17 protein-coding genes are annotated in these 15,798 nt (G+C 46.7%); 8 read left to right on the forward strand and 9 right to left on the reverse strand.

Annotated elements, in window-relative coordinates:
* Nucleotides 1-13 precede the first annotated feature (13 nt).
* Nucleotides 14-1,174 carry a PD40 domain-containing protein gene (locus J4G07_03810; GenBank protein ID MCE2413108.1) on the reverse strand — a complete coding sequence of 387 codons (1,161 nt, stop codon included), beginning with the start codon at nucleotides 1,172-1,174 and terminating at the stop codon, nucleotides 14-16.
* Between the two features lie 390 nt (nucleotides 1,175-1,564).
* On the opposite strand from J4G07_03810, the gene J4G07_03815 reads away from it, so the two are divergent.
* Nucleotides 1,565-2,299 carry a Stp1/IreP family PP2C-type Ser/Thr phosphatase gene (locus J4G07_03815; GenBank protein MCE2413109.1) on the forward strand — a complete coding sequence of 245 codons (735 nt, stop codon included), beginning with the start codon at nucleotides 1,565-1,567 and terminating at the stop codon, nucleotides 2,297-2,299.
* Between the two features lie 67 nt (nucleotides 2,300-2,366).
* Here J4G07_03815 and rsfS read toward each other — a convergent pair whose 3' ends face one another.
* The 7 genes from rsfS to J4G07_03850 form a co-directional block, all read right to left on the reverse strand.
* Entirely contained in the window at nucleotides 2,367-2,822 is a 456-nt protein-coding gene (gene rsfS / locus J4G07_03820) for a ribosome silencing factor (GenBank protein MCE2413110.1), read from the reverse strand.
* Nucleotides 2,823-2,881: 59 nt separating this feature from the next.
* Nucleotides 2,882-3,484, reverse strand: a complete 603-nt coding sequence (gene yqeK, locus J4G07_03825; GenBank protein ID MCE2413111.1) for a bis(5'-nucleosyl)-tetraphosphatase (symmetrical) YqeK — start codon at nucleotides 3,482-3,484, stop codon at nucleotides 2,882-2,884.
* Between the two features lie 151 nt (nucleotides 3,485-3,635).
* Nucleotides 3,636-3,860, reverse strand: coding sequence for a DNA gyrase inhibitor YacG (gene yacG / locus J4G07_03830; protein ID MCE2413112.1), 225 nt, complete (start codon nucleotides 3,858-3,860; stop codon nucleotides 3,636-3,638).
* A gap of 117 nt (nucleotides 3,861-3,977) precedes the next feature.
* Nucleotides 3,978-4,577 carry a nicotinate-nucleotide adenylyltransferase gene (gene nadD / locus J4G07_03835; protein ID MCE2413113.1) on the reverse strand — a complete coding sequence of 200 codons (600 nt, stop codon included), beginning with the start codon at nucleotides 4,575-4,577 and terminating at the stop codon, nucleotides 3,978-3,980.
* A gap of 108 nt (nucleotides 4,578-4,685) precedes the next feature.
* Nucleotides 4,686-5,453 (reverse strand): SIS domain-containing protein, encoded by a 768-nt coding sequence (locus J4G07_03840; protein MCE2413114.1) that lies wholly within the window; start codon nucleotides 5,451-5,453, stop codon nucleotides 4,686-4,688.
* 465 nt (nucleotides 5,454-5,918) lie between these two features.
* On the reverse strand, nucleotides 5,919-6,116 hold the full coding sequence (locus J4G07_03845) for a hypothetical protein (GenBank protein ID MCE2413115.1): 198 nt from the start codon (nucleotides 6,114-6,116) through the stop codon (nucleotides 5,919-5,921).
* Between the two features lie 140 nt (nucleotides 6,117-6,256).
* Complete coding sequence (locus tag J4G07_03850; protein ID MCE2413116.1) at nucleotides 6,257-7,270, reverse strand: mandelate racemase/muconate lactonizing enzyme family protein; 1,014 nt, start codon at nucleotides 7,268-7,270, stop codon at nucleotides 6,257-6,259.
* Between the two features lie 313 nt (nucleotides 7,271-7,583).
* Between J4G07_03850 and J4G07_03855 the strand changes: the two genes are divergently transcribed.
* From J4G07_03855 to J4G07_03875, 5 genes are all read left to right on the forward strand, one after another.
* Entirely contained in the window at nucleotides 7,584-8,534 is a 951-nt protein-coding gene (locus J4G07_03855) for an aldo/keto reductase (GenBank protein ID MCE2413117.1), read from the forward strand.
* Nucleotides 8,535-8,674: 140 nt separating this feature from the next.
* Entirely contained in the window at nucleotides 8,675-9,577 is a 903-nt protein-coding gene (locus J4G07_03860; protein ID MCE2413118.1) for a hypothetical protein, read from the forward strand.
* 65 nt (nucleotides 9,578-9,642) lie between these two features.
* A complete protein-coding gene (locus J4G07_03865) occupies nucleotides 9,643-11,778 on the forward strand; it encodes an ABC transporter substrate-binding protein (GenBank protein MCE2413119.1) in 2,136 nt (711 codons plus the stop codon).
* A 27-nt stretch (nucleotides 11,779-11,805) separates the two neighbouring features.
* Nucleotides 11,806-12,798, forward strand: a complete 993-nt coding sequence (locus J4G07_03870) for an ABC transporter permease (protein MCE2413120.1) — start codon at nucleotides 11,806-11,808, stop codon at nucleotides 12,796-12,798.
* 82 nt (nucleotides 12,799-12,880) lie between these two features.
* Nucleotides 12,881-13,276 (forward strand): hypothetical protein, encoded by a 396-nt coding sequence (locus J4G07_03875; protein MCE2413121.1) that lies wholly within the window; start codon nucleotides 12,881-12,883, stop codon nucleotides 13,274-13,276.
* A 55-nt stretch (nucleotides 13,277-13,331) separates the two neighbouring features.
* Here J4G07_03875 and J4G07_03880 read toward each other — a convergent pair whose 3' ends face one another.
* Complete coding sequence (locus J4G07_03880) at nucleotides 13,332-13,637, reverse strand: cupin domain-containing protein (protein ID MCE2413122.1); 306 nt, start codon at nucleotides 13,635-13,637, stop codon at nucleotides 13,332-13,334.
* A gap of 212 nt (nucleotides 13,638-13,849) precedes the next feature.
* Here J4G07_03880 and J4G07_03885 point away from each other — a divergent pair, with 212 nt between their 5' ends.
* A complete protein-coding gene (locus J4G07_03885) occupies nucleotides 13,850-14,854 on the forward strand; it encodes a mannonate dehydratase (protein ID MCE2413123.1) in 1,005 nt (334 codons plus the stop codon).
* A 74-nt stretch (nucleotides 14,855-14,928) separates the two neighbouring features.
* Nucleotides 14,929-15,711, forward strand: coding sequence for a LamG domain-containing protein (locus tag J4G07_03890; protein MCE2413124.1), 783 nt, complete (start codon nucleotides 14,929-14,931; stop codon nucleotides 15,709-15,711).
* Nucleotides 15,712-15,798: the final 87 nt, after the last annotated feature.

Below are 15,798 nucleotides of genomic sequence, written 5' to 3' on the forward strand. Positions count from 1 at the left end.
CCCGCAGGTTCCTCTACAGGCTTGCGTGTGTTATCTCCACGAGATATACCTGTCTGGAGCCTTCATGAACTGAATCGAAAGTAATCGTTTTTCCGTCGGGTGCCCAGCGTGGATGTAGATCACATCGGATATCCCCAACAAACTGCTCTTCGTGATGGAATTCGCCGAGAATAATCTTTCGATTTTCAGCGATATTGTAAACCATAAGTTCTGCCAAACGTTCTGGACTGCGAGGGTACGTATCACAAAGTAACCACTCGCGGTCTGGTGAGAATGAAGCGTGCCCATCGTTCGGCAGGACCCCACGTCCAATTGGCGTGAAGTCGCGAACCCCATCTGCGAATTCAACAAATCCCATCTCACCGGATATATCTGAAGAGACAAGAATTCGTGTAGGAGTCCGCCAGTCGAAATGGGACACTCGATAGTCAAATGGGATCTGCATTTCCAGATCGGAGCCATCAGGATTGACTGTCCAGAGCGAGGTGCAGTGCCCTGTTTCCCGACGGACTCGACAGAAAAATAGAAGTCGTGTCCCGTCTGTATTAAACAGAACGTGATTGAACCAAGTGCGCTTGCCTACCATCCGTTCGTCCCCGGTCGCTCGGATGACATCAGCGATAGAGAGGACAAGCTGAGAACTCCCATCTTGGAGATTGAGTTGATATAAGCCGTCGTCCTCGGGTTGTGCTGTGACCTCACTGGATTTCGTGTGTGTAGCGTAGCCGACGACAGCACGGCAGTGTGCCATCCGTCCGTAGTTAAGCCCAATGGCGAGTGGTGCGGTCGGGGACACAGCTGCAATCGCGCCCTGAATTGTCCGAATGGCACCTGTTCTCGGATTTAAAGCACGCGATACAAGGTTGCCATCTTCCCAATCGTTAAACGTGAATTCTGCACGGGCAGTGTCGTGTTCCCTGTTCTTGCTGCCGTTTATCCAGTGGAGCATACTTCCTTGTTGGAGGTTAAAAGCGGAGGTCTTCGCGTGCGGGATAAATTCGTGCGTTTCGCGATGAATCAGTCCAACTGTTGCTATATCCGCGGGTAGCGGACGGTGCGTATGAAAATCTGTTTCCAACGCGAGGTGGTACCTTGTCGCGCTATCCCACGGATTAATGCCGTAGTATCCGAAAAAATGGTGCTTTGGACTGGAGGATAACTTTTCAATGTACATGTTTATTTCATTAATAGCAAATGCTCTAATTCCGACGAAATGATTACAGCAGCTTAGGTTCTATTGCTACTTGAAAAAACCAGAAATTTCGTAATTTGTAGAGTGTCGCAGTTTACGTGAATTTATTAATTTGACGTATTAGTGTAATTTTGGCATAATGAAGACTTAGGACACTCATATTAATATACTCTATCATTGAAATGCCTAACCCAATATGCTTTTTTACATTTCGCTGCGAATTCTGAAACCGTATTTTACTTTCATCGTTTTTCTATGCAGTCGACATTTCAAAGAAAATATGTGGTTCTCCTGAATGCCTTGGCACCTTCCTAAACAAGCACTCATAAGCCTTTTATATTCTTAACCACAGACGACCCAGGCGATAGAAAGATGCAGTTTGCAGCAAAAACAGATACAGGTAAACTTCGTGAAAGAAACGAAGACCGATACTATTTTGATACGCAACTCCAATTATTTGCCATCGCTGATGGTATGAGTGGTCATGAAAGCGGCGATGTCGCGAGTCTTATCGCTCTTGAGATTATCCAGGAGTGGGCGAAAACCCAAGCATCTCCACAGAGCGATTTAGGACCCATGAAAAGACTCGCTGTTTTGACCGAACTCGCGGAGGAAGCGAATCAGCGTATCTATACTGCAGCGGAGAACAGTGGCAAGGCACGTGGTATGGGCACAACCCTCATCGCAGGCTTTGTTACCTTCAGCTACCTCACTTATGTTCATGTTGGGGATAGCCGGCTTTATGTTTTACGCGATGGAAAGATCACACAAATAACAACAGACGATACATTCGTTCAAAAGATGGTCGAAAAGGGAGAAATAACGCCCGAAGAGAGCCGCGTTCATGAAAAACGAAATATTGTCACACAGGCTGTTGGTCTGATGCCTACTGTCACTGTCAGTGCTGATGCGTATCCACTTGGTCCAGGGGACATCGTCCTCGCGTGTACCGATGGCTTGCATGACATGATTGTCAACGATAATGAGATTGCTGAGATTATTATGACTGCCCGCAATATTGAAGAAGCGTCAGAAAATCTCGTCAACAAAGCACTCGATTACGGTGGCACCGATAACGTCACAGTTCTCCTCTTTGCCATCGATTAACCTATCTTAGCAATATCCCCACTTCCTCTACTTTAAATTTTTAACGACGCGCCTCGCCGAAACGCACTTATTCCTCTGACGTGGTCTTCTCCTGTTCACCAAAAACCAGTGCGCCATCAGGATCCATCTCTTCTTCCCATGTTTCTTGGCGGATGGGTATCGTTAATTCTGGCAATTCAATCCGGTTCGCCTCAGTCCACAAGCGTTCAAGGTTATAGTAGGAACGCCTATCGGAAAGAAAGACATGTATGACAAAGTCGACGTAGTCTAACAGAATCCAATCTGCTTTGCGCTCACCCTCCTGATGCCAAGGACGCTGTGCCCAGTTCGTTTCGAGTTCCTCAATAACGGCTTGTGATATACCTTCCATTTGAATATCAGAAGTGCCACTAAAAATTGCAAAAAAATCCGTGAAGCCATCAAGTTCCCGAAGATCGAGAATGACACCGTCCTGTGCGCGTCGACTCATCGCTGCAGATGCAGCAGCCTTTACCATATCCAACGTATTCTTTTCGGTTCCCATTGTGGTTTCCTTCCTGGTCTCTATTCCTATATGGCGGTGTACGGAAACCGCCTCTGTTTTTAAATCTCGCCACCTTCTAACGTACTGTTGTAGGTATGAAGCGTATTCGGATGAATCAACACCCCTTTCCCCAAGAGATACACAATCTCCGTACGTGCTACATGATGCACCGCTCGACGCAAATTTGTGTGTGCCAGTTCCCGTACGACATCGACTTCTTTATGGGTCCGTGTTGGTTCTGCGAAGTCGGCAACATATAATATCTGTGCAATAATACCCATTGATGGGTTCCCTGTCGTATGGTTCCGAATGGCTTCAAGAACTTCAAGTTCCGTTACAGCAAACTTCTCTATTGCGATTTTTACACCGATAAACGGATGCAAAAGAGACGGATTTTGCTTTTCGATCGGATCCAGACGAATCTCATAGCGTTCTATTTCGCTGTGTAATGCTTGAGTACTCATCCATTTTGCACTATCATGCAAAAGTGCAGCGAGGTTGGCATGCCAGACGTTGGCTCCATGAACATGTGCTAAATCAACACTCATCTCTTGTACAGAGAGGACGTGTTGATAGCGTTTCTCGCTCAACTTATCTAAGAGGTACTTCTGAATTTCAATCGACTTCGGGTGTGCCCGAAGTTCTGCTAATGTGCAATTCATCTAATATCAACGAGGTTTCTAAATCTTTTTTAATTATTCCTGGCGGTTAAACGATGTGAGATTGAGCGTTGACGCGCCTTCCTTATATCCGCTCTTCACTTCATTACGAGCTACGCGCTTTGCTCTACTTCCTTCTTCCTGTGCCAATCCGTCAGTCGGTGTCATCGTCAGGAGGCACGCCCAATTCGGCGAGTTCGGCAAGAATTTCATGTTCAGTGTCCGACAGCGTTGTATTTGGTAGTGCGGTGCGAATAGTGTATTCCTCGTTCAGCCACTTTGATAAGTCCGCTGCTTTACACCGCGCACTACAGAAAGGGAAGTTTTTCGGTAAAGGCGTTCCCTCTTTCCATACGAAATCGTAAACTGTCCCACACATACTACATGTATGTTGCATTTTTTAATTATTCCTTGCGGTTAAACAACGTGTGTTTAAACTTTAACATCTGTTTCCAAAAATCCGCCCTCCGCTACGCTTACAGGCTGCCGTTTCGGCTCATAGATACAACCGATGCTGTTTGATATAGGCGTGAACCCCTTCTGGCACGAGATACTGGATTGAATGACCTTCCCGAACCCGATCTCGGATGACTGTGGCGGATATATCAACGCCTGTTATCGGAAACGTGGTAACCCGTTTGCGGATCTCTAACGGAACTCGATTCAAGTTGTAATTCGGACGTGTTGTCGCGATCATAACGCATCGTTCCAACACTTCATCGAAGTCTCGCCAGACTTTATACTCAATAAGAGAGTCTGCTCCAATAATCCATGCCAGTTCAGCCGTTTCGCCATACAATTCTTTCAAGGCTTTCAGTGTCTCAATAGTATATGACGGACCTGCGCGCTCTAATTCAATGCGTGACCCCTCAAAATGCGGATTCCCTGCGATCGCTAAAAGGACCATTTGATACCGATGTTCCGGTTCGATAATATCAGCGTCTGCAACCTTATGAGGAGGCCTGGCAGAAGGGATAAACAGAATTTTATCGTAACCCAATCCTGTCCGAACCTGTTCAGCACTGATCAGATGCGCGTAGTGAATGGGGTTGAATGTCCCACCCATCACTGCGATCCTTTTGGTAGTTTTCGACATCGGAATGTTTTAATTTTACCTTTGATTTACTGACCCCTCTACGTCCGTCCTACTTCTTTAAAGTATATAGATTTGTGGGAGAAAAGTCAACGGAAAAATCGTGGCGCGCTAACGACCTTGAACGCGGGCTTTATAATCGTCATAAGCCCTTTCAATCTGCTTTACCGATTCTTCCGCACCGAGGAAATGCGCACCGGTCAACACGACAGGTGGTTTCCCGCGCGCTGTCAGGAGTTCCGCAACCCGGCACTTAATAGCATTGACAATCGAAAGCGTGCCTATGCTGGACGTAGGTCCCACAGGATATGCCAAATCCGGAATGTCTACGACGGCATCTCCGGGCGGATTACAGTTGTCAATCGTTAGATCCGCGACTTCAAACAAACGTTTGCCGGAGGCGTGTTTTGAGGAAGATGCACTGCTATGTGCGATTGAACTCACTGCGATGACAGGTAGGTTCCGTGCCTTCGCTCCAATTGCCATTTCAATCGGTAGGATGTTTGTGCCGGAATTGGAAAACACCATCATACAGTCGTGCGGACCGAAGGTGAAGTTGCGTAGGATCACCTCTGCATATCCTGAGACGTTTTCCAGAAAGAGTGCTTGACGTTGACCGTTGCAACCGACGACTTGGTTGTGGAACGTAACTGCCAATTCAACGATCGGAAAGAACCCCGGAAAACTGCCATAACGTGGAAAAATCTCCTCGACCGGCATACGGGAATGTCCAGATCCGAATAGGTAAACGAGTCCGTCTTCTGCTATAGTTTCTGCACACATCTCAGAGGCTTGTGCAATCGCCTCGGTTTGTGTCGTCTCAATTTGTTTTAGAACGTCTTGTGCAACGTGTAGATAACGTAGATGGGAAGTACTCATAATATTGGTGTTTGCGGTAACCTTGATCGCTTGAGTTACGGATTTCTAATAGAAAGTTATGACGAAATGTCCTGTCCATTCTATCAGAATTCACGTACTGTTGCAATCTTTTATAGCAAAATATCAGAGGCATTTGATTTCCCATTTTTCTGATTTTTGCCATACTTGCCAGCAGATACAGCATGAGATTTATGTCCCGATTTCCTGCTGGTGAATAGACAGTAAAAAGGCGAGGTGTTTTGCTTGAGTATTTCTCCAAGCAACCTCGCCAACGGGTTAAGAATCGTCGGGCACGGCACGAAATCGCGCACCTTGTATAAAATAGACGTTAAAACAACAGTGACGTTAGAAGAGAATCTCACGCATTTCAGCTCAGATGAGTGAAAGGAGATGGTGACACCGATACGCGGACTGTCCCTCTGAAACTCTGTTTTCCATGGGCACACGTATCTGGTATTGGTCGTGTCACACTGCAGTTATCCGCTCTGAAACCGCATTTTGCGTCGCTACCATAGCACTCCGCAGTGCCTGGAAATAATTCCGCTCAGCTCTCCTTATCCGCTTCTTATCGCCTTCAATACGCGCCGATACGAGTGTTTCCCAATTTAACGCCAGGATACGGTTGTATTTCTGTAGTACTTTCCAATACGCTTTCGAAGCCATTGTGTTTCTCCTTACGTTATTGGTGGTTTGTTCATTGAGAAGATGGAATGCATTTTTCTTCCTCCACACTTCTCTCCTATGAAAATAAAAACGTTATACTGTAGTTTTCGGTTTCAAACCACCATGTTCTCAGCGCAAAATTAACGAATTCGATACCGCTCAACGGCATCCATATCGAGGCTGATGCCTAATCCGGGTGCATCTGATAGATGGATTGCACCGTTTGAGAGATCCATACTGCCACCAGAGAGGTCGTCAATGCGGATATGTGGAAGCTCATCAATCGGCATTGTGCAATTTGGCAGTGTACATGCGATGTGTGCCGCGAACGTTGAAGCGACGCATGAACCGAACGCAAAGATCTGCACCCAGATTGGTAGGTCAGCGGCTTCCGCAACGGCGGCACTTTTACGGAGTCCTGCGACGTTCCCACCCATGTTAACCGCATCCACTGCACCTGCAAGGATATTCTCTAAGATCCCTGGTGGTGCCCCCAGATGTCGAGCGACTGGCACCTCCACTTCCTCCCGCATCCGACGATACCAAGACAAATCTTCAAAACGAATTGGGTCCTCGTAGACTTCAATATTATACGGAAGCAACTCTTCTGCGAGTCGAAGACCGGTCTCCAAATCTCCGAACTCCGTGTTGGGATCGACACGAATCTGAAAATCAGGTCCACACGCGTCTTTAATGAGACGTGCGGTTTCGACAATATTCGCTTTCCGCGCCTTGAGTTTATGCACCCGAAAACCCATGTTCGCGGCGCGTTCCGCCTCTGCCGCTGTCGCTTCCGCTGGCATTGGTGGCGACCAGTAGGCGAGTTCAACACTATCCCTATATTTCTCACCGATTAGTTTATGCGCAGGCACCCCCAATGCCTGTCCTGCCAAATCATAAAAAGCACATTGAAAAACGAATGACTCGGAGGCGAGGTCAATCTCCCAAAGATTTTTGCCGACGTATCTTTCGGCAATCTGGTCAGCTTGATCTGTAATATCGCTGTTTAGGGAATTGCTCTCACCCAATCCTGTCAGTCCTTCATCTGTATGCACCCAAACCAAGGTGGTCGGGTAATCCATTCCCGAATGTTCCTGTATCGCTGGGATAAATGGGATGGAGATGGTTCGGTATTCAAAGCCTGTGATTTTCATCGGTTTCCCTCCAATCTCTGGTTTCTCGTAACTGAAATTTTATGCGATTTATCGGATTAGTGTCAAACATATTATCAAACTTCGCTGTCCTTTCCTCAACGTTTTCGTCGTCCTACCAAACCAATAGGTGAGATTTCGTAAGGTTTGGTTAAATATTTAGGTATTTCCATCATGCCTCCGCACCCACTATAAGTTTCCCCGTATTAACACATTTTCTTCTGGATTTTGGATTGGAAATCTGCTATAATTTCCCTATACTCTGTAACGACAAAGGGCGCGACCTGTATGCCCAAATAAAAAGGAACCGTTTGTAATGAAGTACATAAAAATTCCCGGAGTCAGTAAAGACATCTCACACCTGATTCTGGGGACCATGATATTTTCGCCTGTAAAATTCGACTATAGCACCGAAATGATCGACGCTTTCTTTGAAGCCGGTGGAAATTCCCTTGACACAGCCCACGGTTATGGTGGCGGCGATAGTGAAATGCTTATCGGTCTCTGGATGCGGCAACGCGGTAACCGAGACGAAGTCTTCCTCATTGACAAAGGTGGGCATCCACAAGGCAGAGTACCGCGTCCACGTCTCTCCCCCGAAGAACTCAAAAGCGATCTTGATGAAAGTCTCATCCGACTTCACACCGATTATATCGACCTCTACATGCTCCATCGTGACGACCCTGTGATTCCCGTTGAAACCATCATTGATTACCTGAACGACGAGATCGGCGCAGGACGCATCCGCGCGGCTGCTGCTTCTAATTGGGAACCTCAGCGCATTATTGATGCCAACACCTATGCCGCCGAAAATGGATTGGCAGGCTTCGTCTCTTGCAGCAATAACATTAGTCTCGCTGTGCCGATGGAACCGATGTGGGGTGGTTGTGTCTGTGTCGACGCTGCGGCTCGCGAATGGCATAAAGAGAGTCAGTTCCCTCTGATGCCTTGGTCTTCACAAGCACGAGGTTTCTTTAGCGGTGCGTTTACACCGGAGAACCGCGAAAACGGAGATATGGTGCGCGTCTATTACAACGACGGCAATTTTGAAAGACTCGCACGCGCAAAGAAATTAGGTGACAAATACGGCTATTCGGCGATTCAGGTCTCCCTCGCATACTGCTTGAATATTCCATTTCCGGTTTTTCCAATTATTGGACCCGTAGCCTTAAGTGAGATGGATTCCTCACTCGGTGCGATGGCACTTGAACTTTCCGATGCTGAAATGGAATGGCTTAACCTGGAAACGGATGGAAATCCTCTATGATCGCAAGATTTGTTTTCCTACTACTCTGCTTCCAATTCATCTTTTCACCTCTCGGTTTTGTCCAAGAAAGCTGAGGCGCGTGAAGCAATCCTGCAATTCCACGCGGCTGGATTGGTGAAGTCAGTCTGACTTCAGAAGAGATGAAGCGATTTCAGGGTAATGTCAGTATGATGCGATGGTTCGATGCACAGGGTGGACACGTAGAAACAGAAGGCGTCTCACCAGATGGAAACGTCATAGGCGTGCCGCTCCACCGACACCACGTTAAACTAAACATATTTCGCGTTGATATTGGCTTGAAGTATCAGATCGGTTCCCAATGGATGCTTGAAGCGAATGTCCCCTACGAGACCAAAGCCCAAGAGGCAACTGTCGAACAGATTGATCCCGTCACACCCGAACAATGGGACGCGATTATACGTAATGGAAACAACCATCACCGAAACGAAACCTATACCGGACTCGCCGATGCCGATGTTCTATTGACGCATCATGTTCATGGGATCTTTAAGGAGGACGACTTTTTTACAGGACGGGTCGGAACCACAATTCCATTTGGTAAGACTGAAGAAGATCCATGGAAGTTAGGAGCTGCAGGACTCGAGCATCTCCATATACAGTTCGGCACCGGCACCTTCAACCCGATTGTAGACTTGCATTACAGCCTTCCGCTCTACGAAGGGTTGGGTGCGAACGCCAGCATCCGCGGGAAATTGCCGTTCTATGAAAACAGCAAAACCTACCGCGCCTCTCGGGAACTTACCTACACAGGTGGTCTGAATTATCGTTTCAGTGACTGGCTCTCGCTACAAGCAGGCTACCTCGGCTTTTATCAGTCCTATGCGTATTGGGCAAGAGAACTGGATATCAATACCGGCCTCCTTTTCAGCATGGCCTCCGTTGGTGCCTCAATTGCAACGCCCTATAACATCCCTGTGTCTGTCGCATTGATGTTGCCCTTGAGTCAAAAGACACTTTATGAAGATAGCGATGCTTTTGAATTCGGTCCCTTGGTATCGTTAACAGTTTTATATTCATTTTAATTGCTGGAAATGCTCCACACGGTCCGAATCTTGATTGAATGTCGAAACATCGTAGGTGAAGAACAATGCGAATAAAATTGTTAAAATTTTTAGGTCTCCGATATAGTTTAATTTTAGCAGTAGCAGCTTTTTTGTTTGGTTGTGACGTGCCGAATAATCCGTATCCGAAATCCGAACACGATCAAGAAATTTACTATAACACATTCAGGGCAGAACCGAAACACTTCGATCCAGCAATTTCCTACAGTTCGGATGAATACAGATTTATCCAGCAGATTTATGAGCCACCGTTACAATACCACTACCTGAAAAGACCTTACGAACTCATCCCGTTGACCGCAGAAACAGTGCCGCAACCCCACTACTTCGATGCCGATGGAAAAGAGTTATCGACAAAAGCTCCTGCGGAATCGGTGGCGCGTGCCGTTTATGAAGTCCGCATCCGTCCAGGAATTATGTATCAGCAGCATCCGTGTTTTGCGAAAACAGCAGACGGCGAATGGCGTTACCGCAACTTAACGAAATCAGAGGTCAAAGGCTTTGATGAGGTCAAAGATTTCTTAATGACAGGCACGCGTGAACTCATCGCGGCGGATTATGTCTATCAGATCAAACGGATGGCGGATCCGAGCGTTTCCTGTCCTATTCTCAGTACCCTAAAGGATTATATCCTCGGTATAGACGCGTATTCAAATGCTATTGCTAAAGGGCAGAAAGATGCTCCTTTTCCCGGTGTCGAAATCGTAGATCGGTACACCTATCGGATCATCCTCAAGACGAAGTATCCGCAGTTTGTCTACTGGTTAGCGATGCCTTTCTTTTCGCCAATGCCTAAAGAGGCTATTGATTTTTACAGTCAACCTGCTGTCAAGGATCGGAACATCACCATTGACAGGTTTCCTGTCGGAACGGGTGCCTATCGGATAGAAACGCTCCTCGCGCACAAAGAGATAGTTCTCGTGAAAAATGAGAATTTTCGGGTGGTGCGTTACCCATCAAGCGGAGAACCCGGTGATAGGGAAGCCGGACTTTTGGACGATGCATGGGAAATTGTTCCGTTTATTCCAAGAATCGTCTACAAGTTGGAAAAGGAATACATCCCGCGCTGGAATAAATTTTTACAGGGATACTACGATATTTCCAGCATTTCTTCGGATACGTTTGACAGTGCCGTCGCGTTTAACGACACAGGCGATCCGAGGGTAAGTGAGGAGATGAAAGCAAAAAATATCATGCTACGCACCAGTGTTGAACCAACGACGAGCTACCTTGCTTTTAATATGTTGGACGACACCGTTGGTGGAAACTCAGTGGAAAAACGGAAACTCCGCCAAGCGATTTCGATCGTTTTAGATTTTGAGGAGTATATTGAAATTTTCTACAATGGACGCGGTGTTAGTTCGCATAGTCCTATTCCACCTGGTATCTTTGGTTACGAAGGGGGCGAGAGGGGCATGAACTCTTATGTCTATAATTGGGATGACGAGAAACAACGTCCGGTTCGCAAATCCACTGCAGAAGCCAGACAACGTCTTGCGGAAGCTGGCTATCCAGATGGACAGGACAGTAATGGAAACCCGCTTGTTGTCACTTTTGACAACGCATGGACTTCGGCAGGTGCTACGCCGCGCTTAATGTGGATACAGAATAAGTTAGATCGACTCGGCATCACGATGGAGAACCGCACGACCGATTACAATAGATTTCGTGACAAAGTGAAGAACGGGAACTTCCAAATTATCTCATGGGGATGGCATGCCGATTACCCTGATGCGGAGAATTTCTTGTTTCTCCTCTATGGACCGAATGCCAGAGCCGGTCACGGTGGTGAAAATACTGCTAACTACGATAACGCGGAATATAACAAATTCTTTGAGCAGATGAAAAATATGGAAAACTCGTCAGAACGGTTGGCACTAATTCGAGAAATGAACCATCTGCTTCAACGAGATGCACCGTGGGTCTTCACCTTCCATCCTGTTAGTTTTAGTTTGTCGCATCAATGGGTGAAGAACAGCAAGCCGAACTCTTTGGGGGGTGGAACGCTAAAATATGTTCGCATTGATGCTGATGAGCGATCGGAAAATCGGCAGGCATGGAATCAACCCATCGTCTGGCCCCTATGGGCATGTATTGCTCTTCTCATTTTAGGCACTATTCCGGCTGTAATCACAATTTGGAAACGGGAACGGGGTTCTTAATTTATGGACACAAGGCATAATTAAAAAATGATCAGTTATATTATTCGACGGACCCTTTACGCAATCCCAATCTTGATCGGTGTGAACATCACTGTATTTCTACTTTTCTTTGTCATCAGTTCTCCCGACCTAATGGCACAACGAATTCTCGGTGAGAAGAACATTACACAGGAAGATATTGACAATTGGAAGAAACAAAACGGCTACCATCTGCCCCTCTGGTTCAATACCAAGGCATCTGGAACCGAGTCTTTGACACAAACCATCTTCTTCCAGAAATCGGTTAAACTCTTTTTCTTCGATTTTGGAACATCGGATGCCAACAATATTGACATCACTGCACAGATTTCTCAACGAATGTGGGCGAGTCTTGCGATTGCACTCCCGACCTTTCTGATTGGTGTTCTGGTAAACATCACCGTTTCAATGATTGTCGCTTATTATCGGGCAACCTACGTCGATTTCTGGGGTACAATCGTTGCGGTTATTCTCATGTCTGTCTCAACACTGTTCTATATTATTGGCGGGCAATGGGTGTTCGGAAAAATATTACGTCTCTTTCCAATCTCTGGATATGATACGGGTGCAGACATGTTAAAGTTCGTTATTCTGCCAGTGGTTATCGGCATTATTGGTGGTGTCGGCACCGGTATCCGTTTTTACCGAACGATCTTTCTTGAAGAAGTGAATCGGGACTATGTCCGGACAGCACGCGCAAAAGGATTGAGTGAAGCAGTTGTTCTCTTTAAACACACTCTGAAGAACGCAATGATTCCGATACTGACGAATGTGGTCTTGGTAATTCCGTTGCTTTTTATGGGAAGTTTGGTGATGGAAGCGTTTTTCGCAATTCCGGGGCTTGGAGGTTTTACGATAGAAGCTATCCACGCACAGGATTTCGCGATTGTGCGAAGTATGGTTTATATGGGTTCTGTGCTATACATTGTTGGTCTCTTACTCACCGACATCAGTTACACGCTGGTTGACCCGCGGATTCGACTTGGATCTTCTGCCGCGTAAATTACCCAATAAATAGGTTGATTCCACAGTTGGAGCAAACATGGTCTCGCGAAATAGAAACTATCAAATTATGCAAGGGGTAATGAGCCTCATATTGGGGTGTTTCAGTATCGGTTTGTTGATAACACTCCGGGGTTCAGGGTATTCAACCGCAATACTTTCCATCTTTCTGCTTGTAGGAATCGCTCTCATCTTCTCTGGTGATTATCTCCTAAACCCATTCAAACTGCCTGTCACACCTCGAAAGCAGGAATTAGCGAGCGACATTGGTCTCGTCGCTTATGGAGCATTGTATTTCGGCATTGCGCTGTCCAAACTCTTACAACCCCGGTGGTTCACTGTCAATTTGCCGATCTTCTTACAACCGATTTGGGTGCGGCGCGGCTTAGCAGCTGTTGGAATTGTCTTAATCTCTGTCGGGGTGTATGGGATTTATAAATTACTCTCGGAGGGACTGCCTGTAGAGTCTTCGGAATAGAGTCCATGTGAATTGTGCAAAGCGCGGTTAGAAACCGCGCGTGATTGCGACACATTCATTTGGCAATAATCACGGCATAACGGAGGGGTGTCTCACCGACATTGCGTATGCCGTGTAAAACTTGACAATCGACATGGACAGCTTCGTTGTCGCTGACACGGTGCGTCTGATCCCCAAACAAAACTTCGCCTTCACCAGAAAATACATAGAAAATTTCTTGACCTTCGTGTGTATGTGGTGGATGCGCTCGCTTCCCAGGTCCGACTTCGGAGATATGAAGGTGGAGTTGTTCCCGGTCCGATCCGGTTTCAAATATAAATCGATCAATACCTTTGATGTCGTTTCTAATCTCTTTTTCCATGAACAGTTCTCCTTTTCAGCTGAGTTTGTCACACAGAATTGGGTCCAAAAGATTGGTATTAACTTAACACGCCGCTTAGAAATTGTCAATTACCAATCTTAGCCTGTCTCATTTTGAATTGACTTCGTTTTTTAGGTATGTTAGAATGTGCAGATACCGTTTTAATCCGACAATTGATACGGCCCATTCAATTGTCAAAGGAGAACAAAACGATGAATAAACCTGAGAAACAACCCCACAAAAAGGCGACGATGCACGTCGGTGTTCAAGGTATCGGAACATCTCCTAAAGAGTTGGCATTCCTTGTGCGCCACGGGGTAACGCACATGGATGCGTCCGTTGAAAACACCGAAACCGACACATTGGTTCGACACAAAGCAGAAGCGGCGGAAGCGGGTGTTAGTCTTGAGATGATTCATATCGGGCTTCCAAGGAGTATTACGCTTGCCGAAGATCCCCAGCGCGATCGGGATATTGATGCCGTTTGCAAAATGATCGAGAACGCCGCAGCAGCTGGATTGCGAGGATTAAATTACAATTTTTGCATCCTAAACCATCAGCGCACAGAGAGCACACTTGGACGTGGTGGCTCAAGTTACAGCACTTTCGATTTTTCCAAGTACGATAACGAAACGCTGTCAGAAGCGGGTGAGGTGCATCGCGAAGAAGCATTTGATCGGATCACGTATTTCCTCGAGCGTGTGATTCCAGTCGCTGAAGCAAACCGAGTCCAGATGGCGTGCCATCCGAACGATCCGCCTGCCCCTGTGCTGAGGGGTGTTGAACGATGGAATTATCCGATTTTTGATGGCTTGAAACGTTTCGCTGAAATTGTGGATAGTCCGTATCACGGTTTTAATTTCTGCTGTGGCACAGTTTCAGAGGGTTTAGAGGATCCAGGGACTGAGTTCTACGAAATTCTACGGTATTTTGGCGAGCAAAAGAAACTTTTCAACATTCACTTTCGTAACATTCGTGGCGGATTGTACAACTTCCAAGAGGTGTGGCCCGACGAGGGGCATCTGGACATGCACAGAGTTGCGCAGATCCTCCGAGATGTGGAATACCCGCACATGCTGATGCCCGACCACGCACCAGGACATCCAGATGACCCATCACCGCCCAGTGTTTCTGGTAGGGTTCGACAGGCATGGGCATTCCAGTTCGGGTATATCATCGCCCTGATTCAGGCGGTAAATTCGGAATCGTTAGATTAATTAGTTTCAGTTAGAGTGCCACTGTCTTTTTCAAAACGTCCCTTAATGGCAAATCCAACCCTCAGGAGGTAAAAATGAAATTCATTATAATTGGCTTAGCGATTATTATCATTAGTCTGAGCTTCACAGTCCAAACCTATGCGGAGATCGATCTTGGAACCGCAAGAGGCATTTGGCTACTTGACGAAGGTGAAGGCACTATTATTAACGATATGTCTGGAAACGAAAATCACGGTGAACTTCAGGGCGGAGAATGGGTCGACGGACCAGAGGGTCCTGCTCTAAGTTTGAACGGGCAAGACGATCGTGTTATCATCGCAGACTCCGACAGTATGTATCTGGAAAAGGCATGGACGATCACCGCCTGGACTTTTGTAAATAGCACCGAAAACGGTTTTGGACATATTCTCGGCAAAAGACCCGCATCTGGAACAGTGGCAAATTACGCTTTCAGGACCAGCGGCAATGGCACCGGCTGGGAAGCATACTATTCGCGAGGCGGATGGAAAGGTGCTTGGAATCAAGGAACCGTAAAGAAAGATGAATGGCTGTATATGACCGCCACTTATGACGGGGAAGATACCATCACAATCTATGAAAATGGATCTGAAATCGGCTCTGTCAGCGGACATGGTGGACCGGCACCTCGGAATGACACTGATGTCAACATCGGCGGTTGGACCAACAACACCTCAGAGACGCTTGACGGTATGCTCTATGAGGTCGCAATTTTTAGTGTCGTGCTGGCAGAAGACGACATAAACGCTCTGATGGATGATGGGCTCCCATCGCTACTCACTGCAGTTGAACCTTCTGGTAAACTCGCAACGACATGGGCAAACCTGAAATCTCAATAACACAGGACTTACGCAAAATTGATGGCATACTCATAAAATGTTGGCGAGGTTAGGAAACCTCGTTAGCAAATACACGGATATGCGTTA

It is taken from the genome of Candidatus Poribacteria bacterium, from assembly GCA_021295715.1.
Lineage (GTDB): Bacteria > Poribacteria > WGA-4E > WGA-4E > WGA-3G > WGA-3G.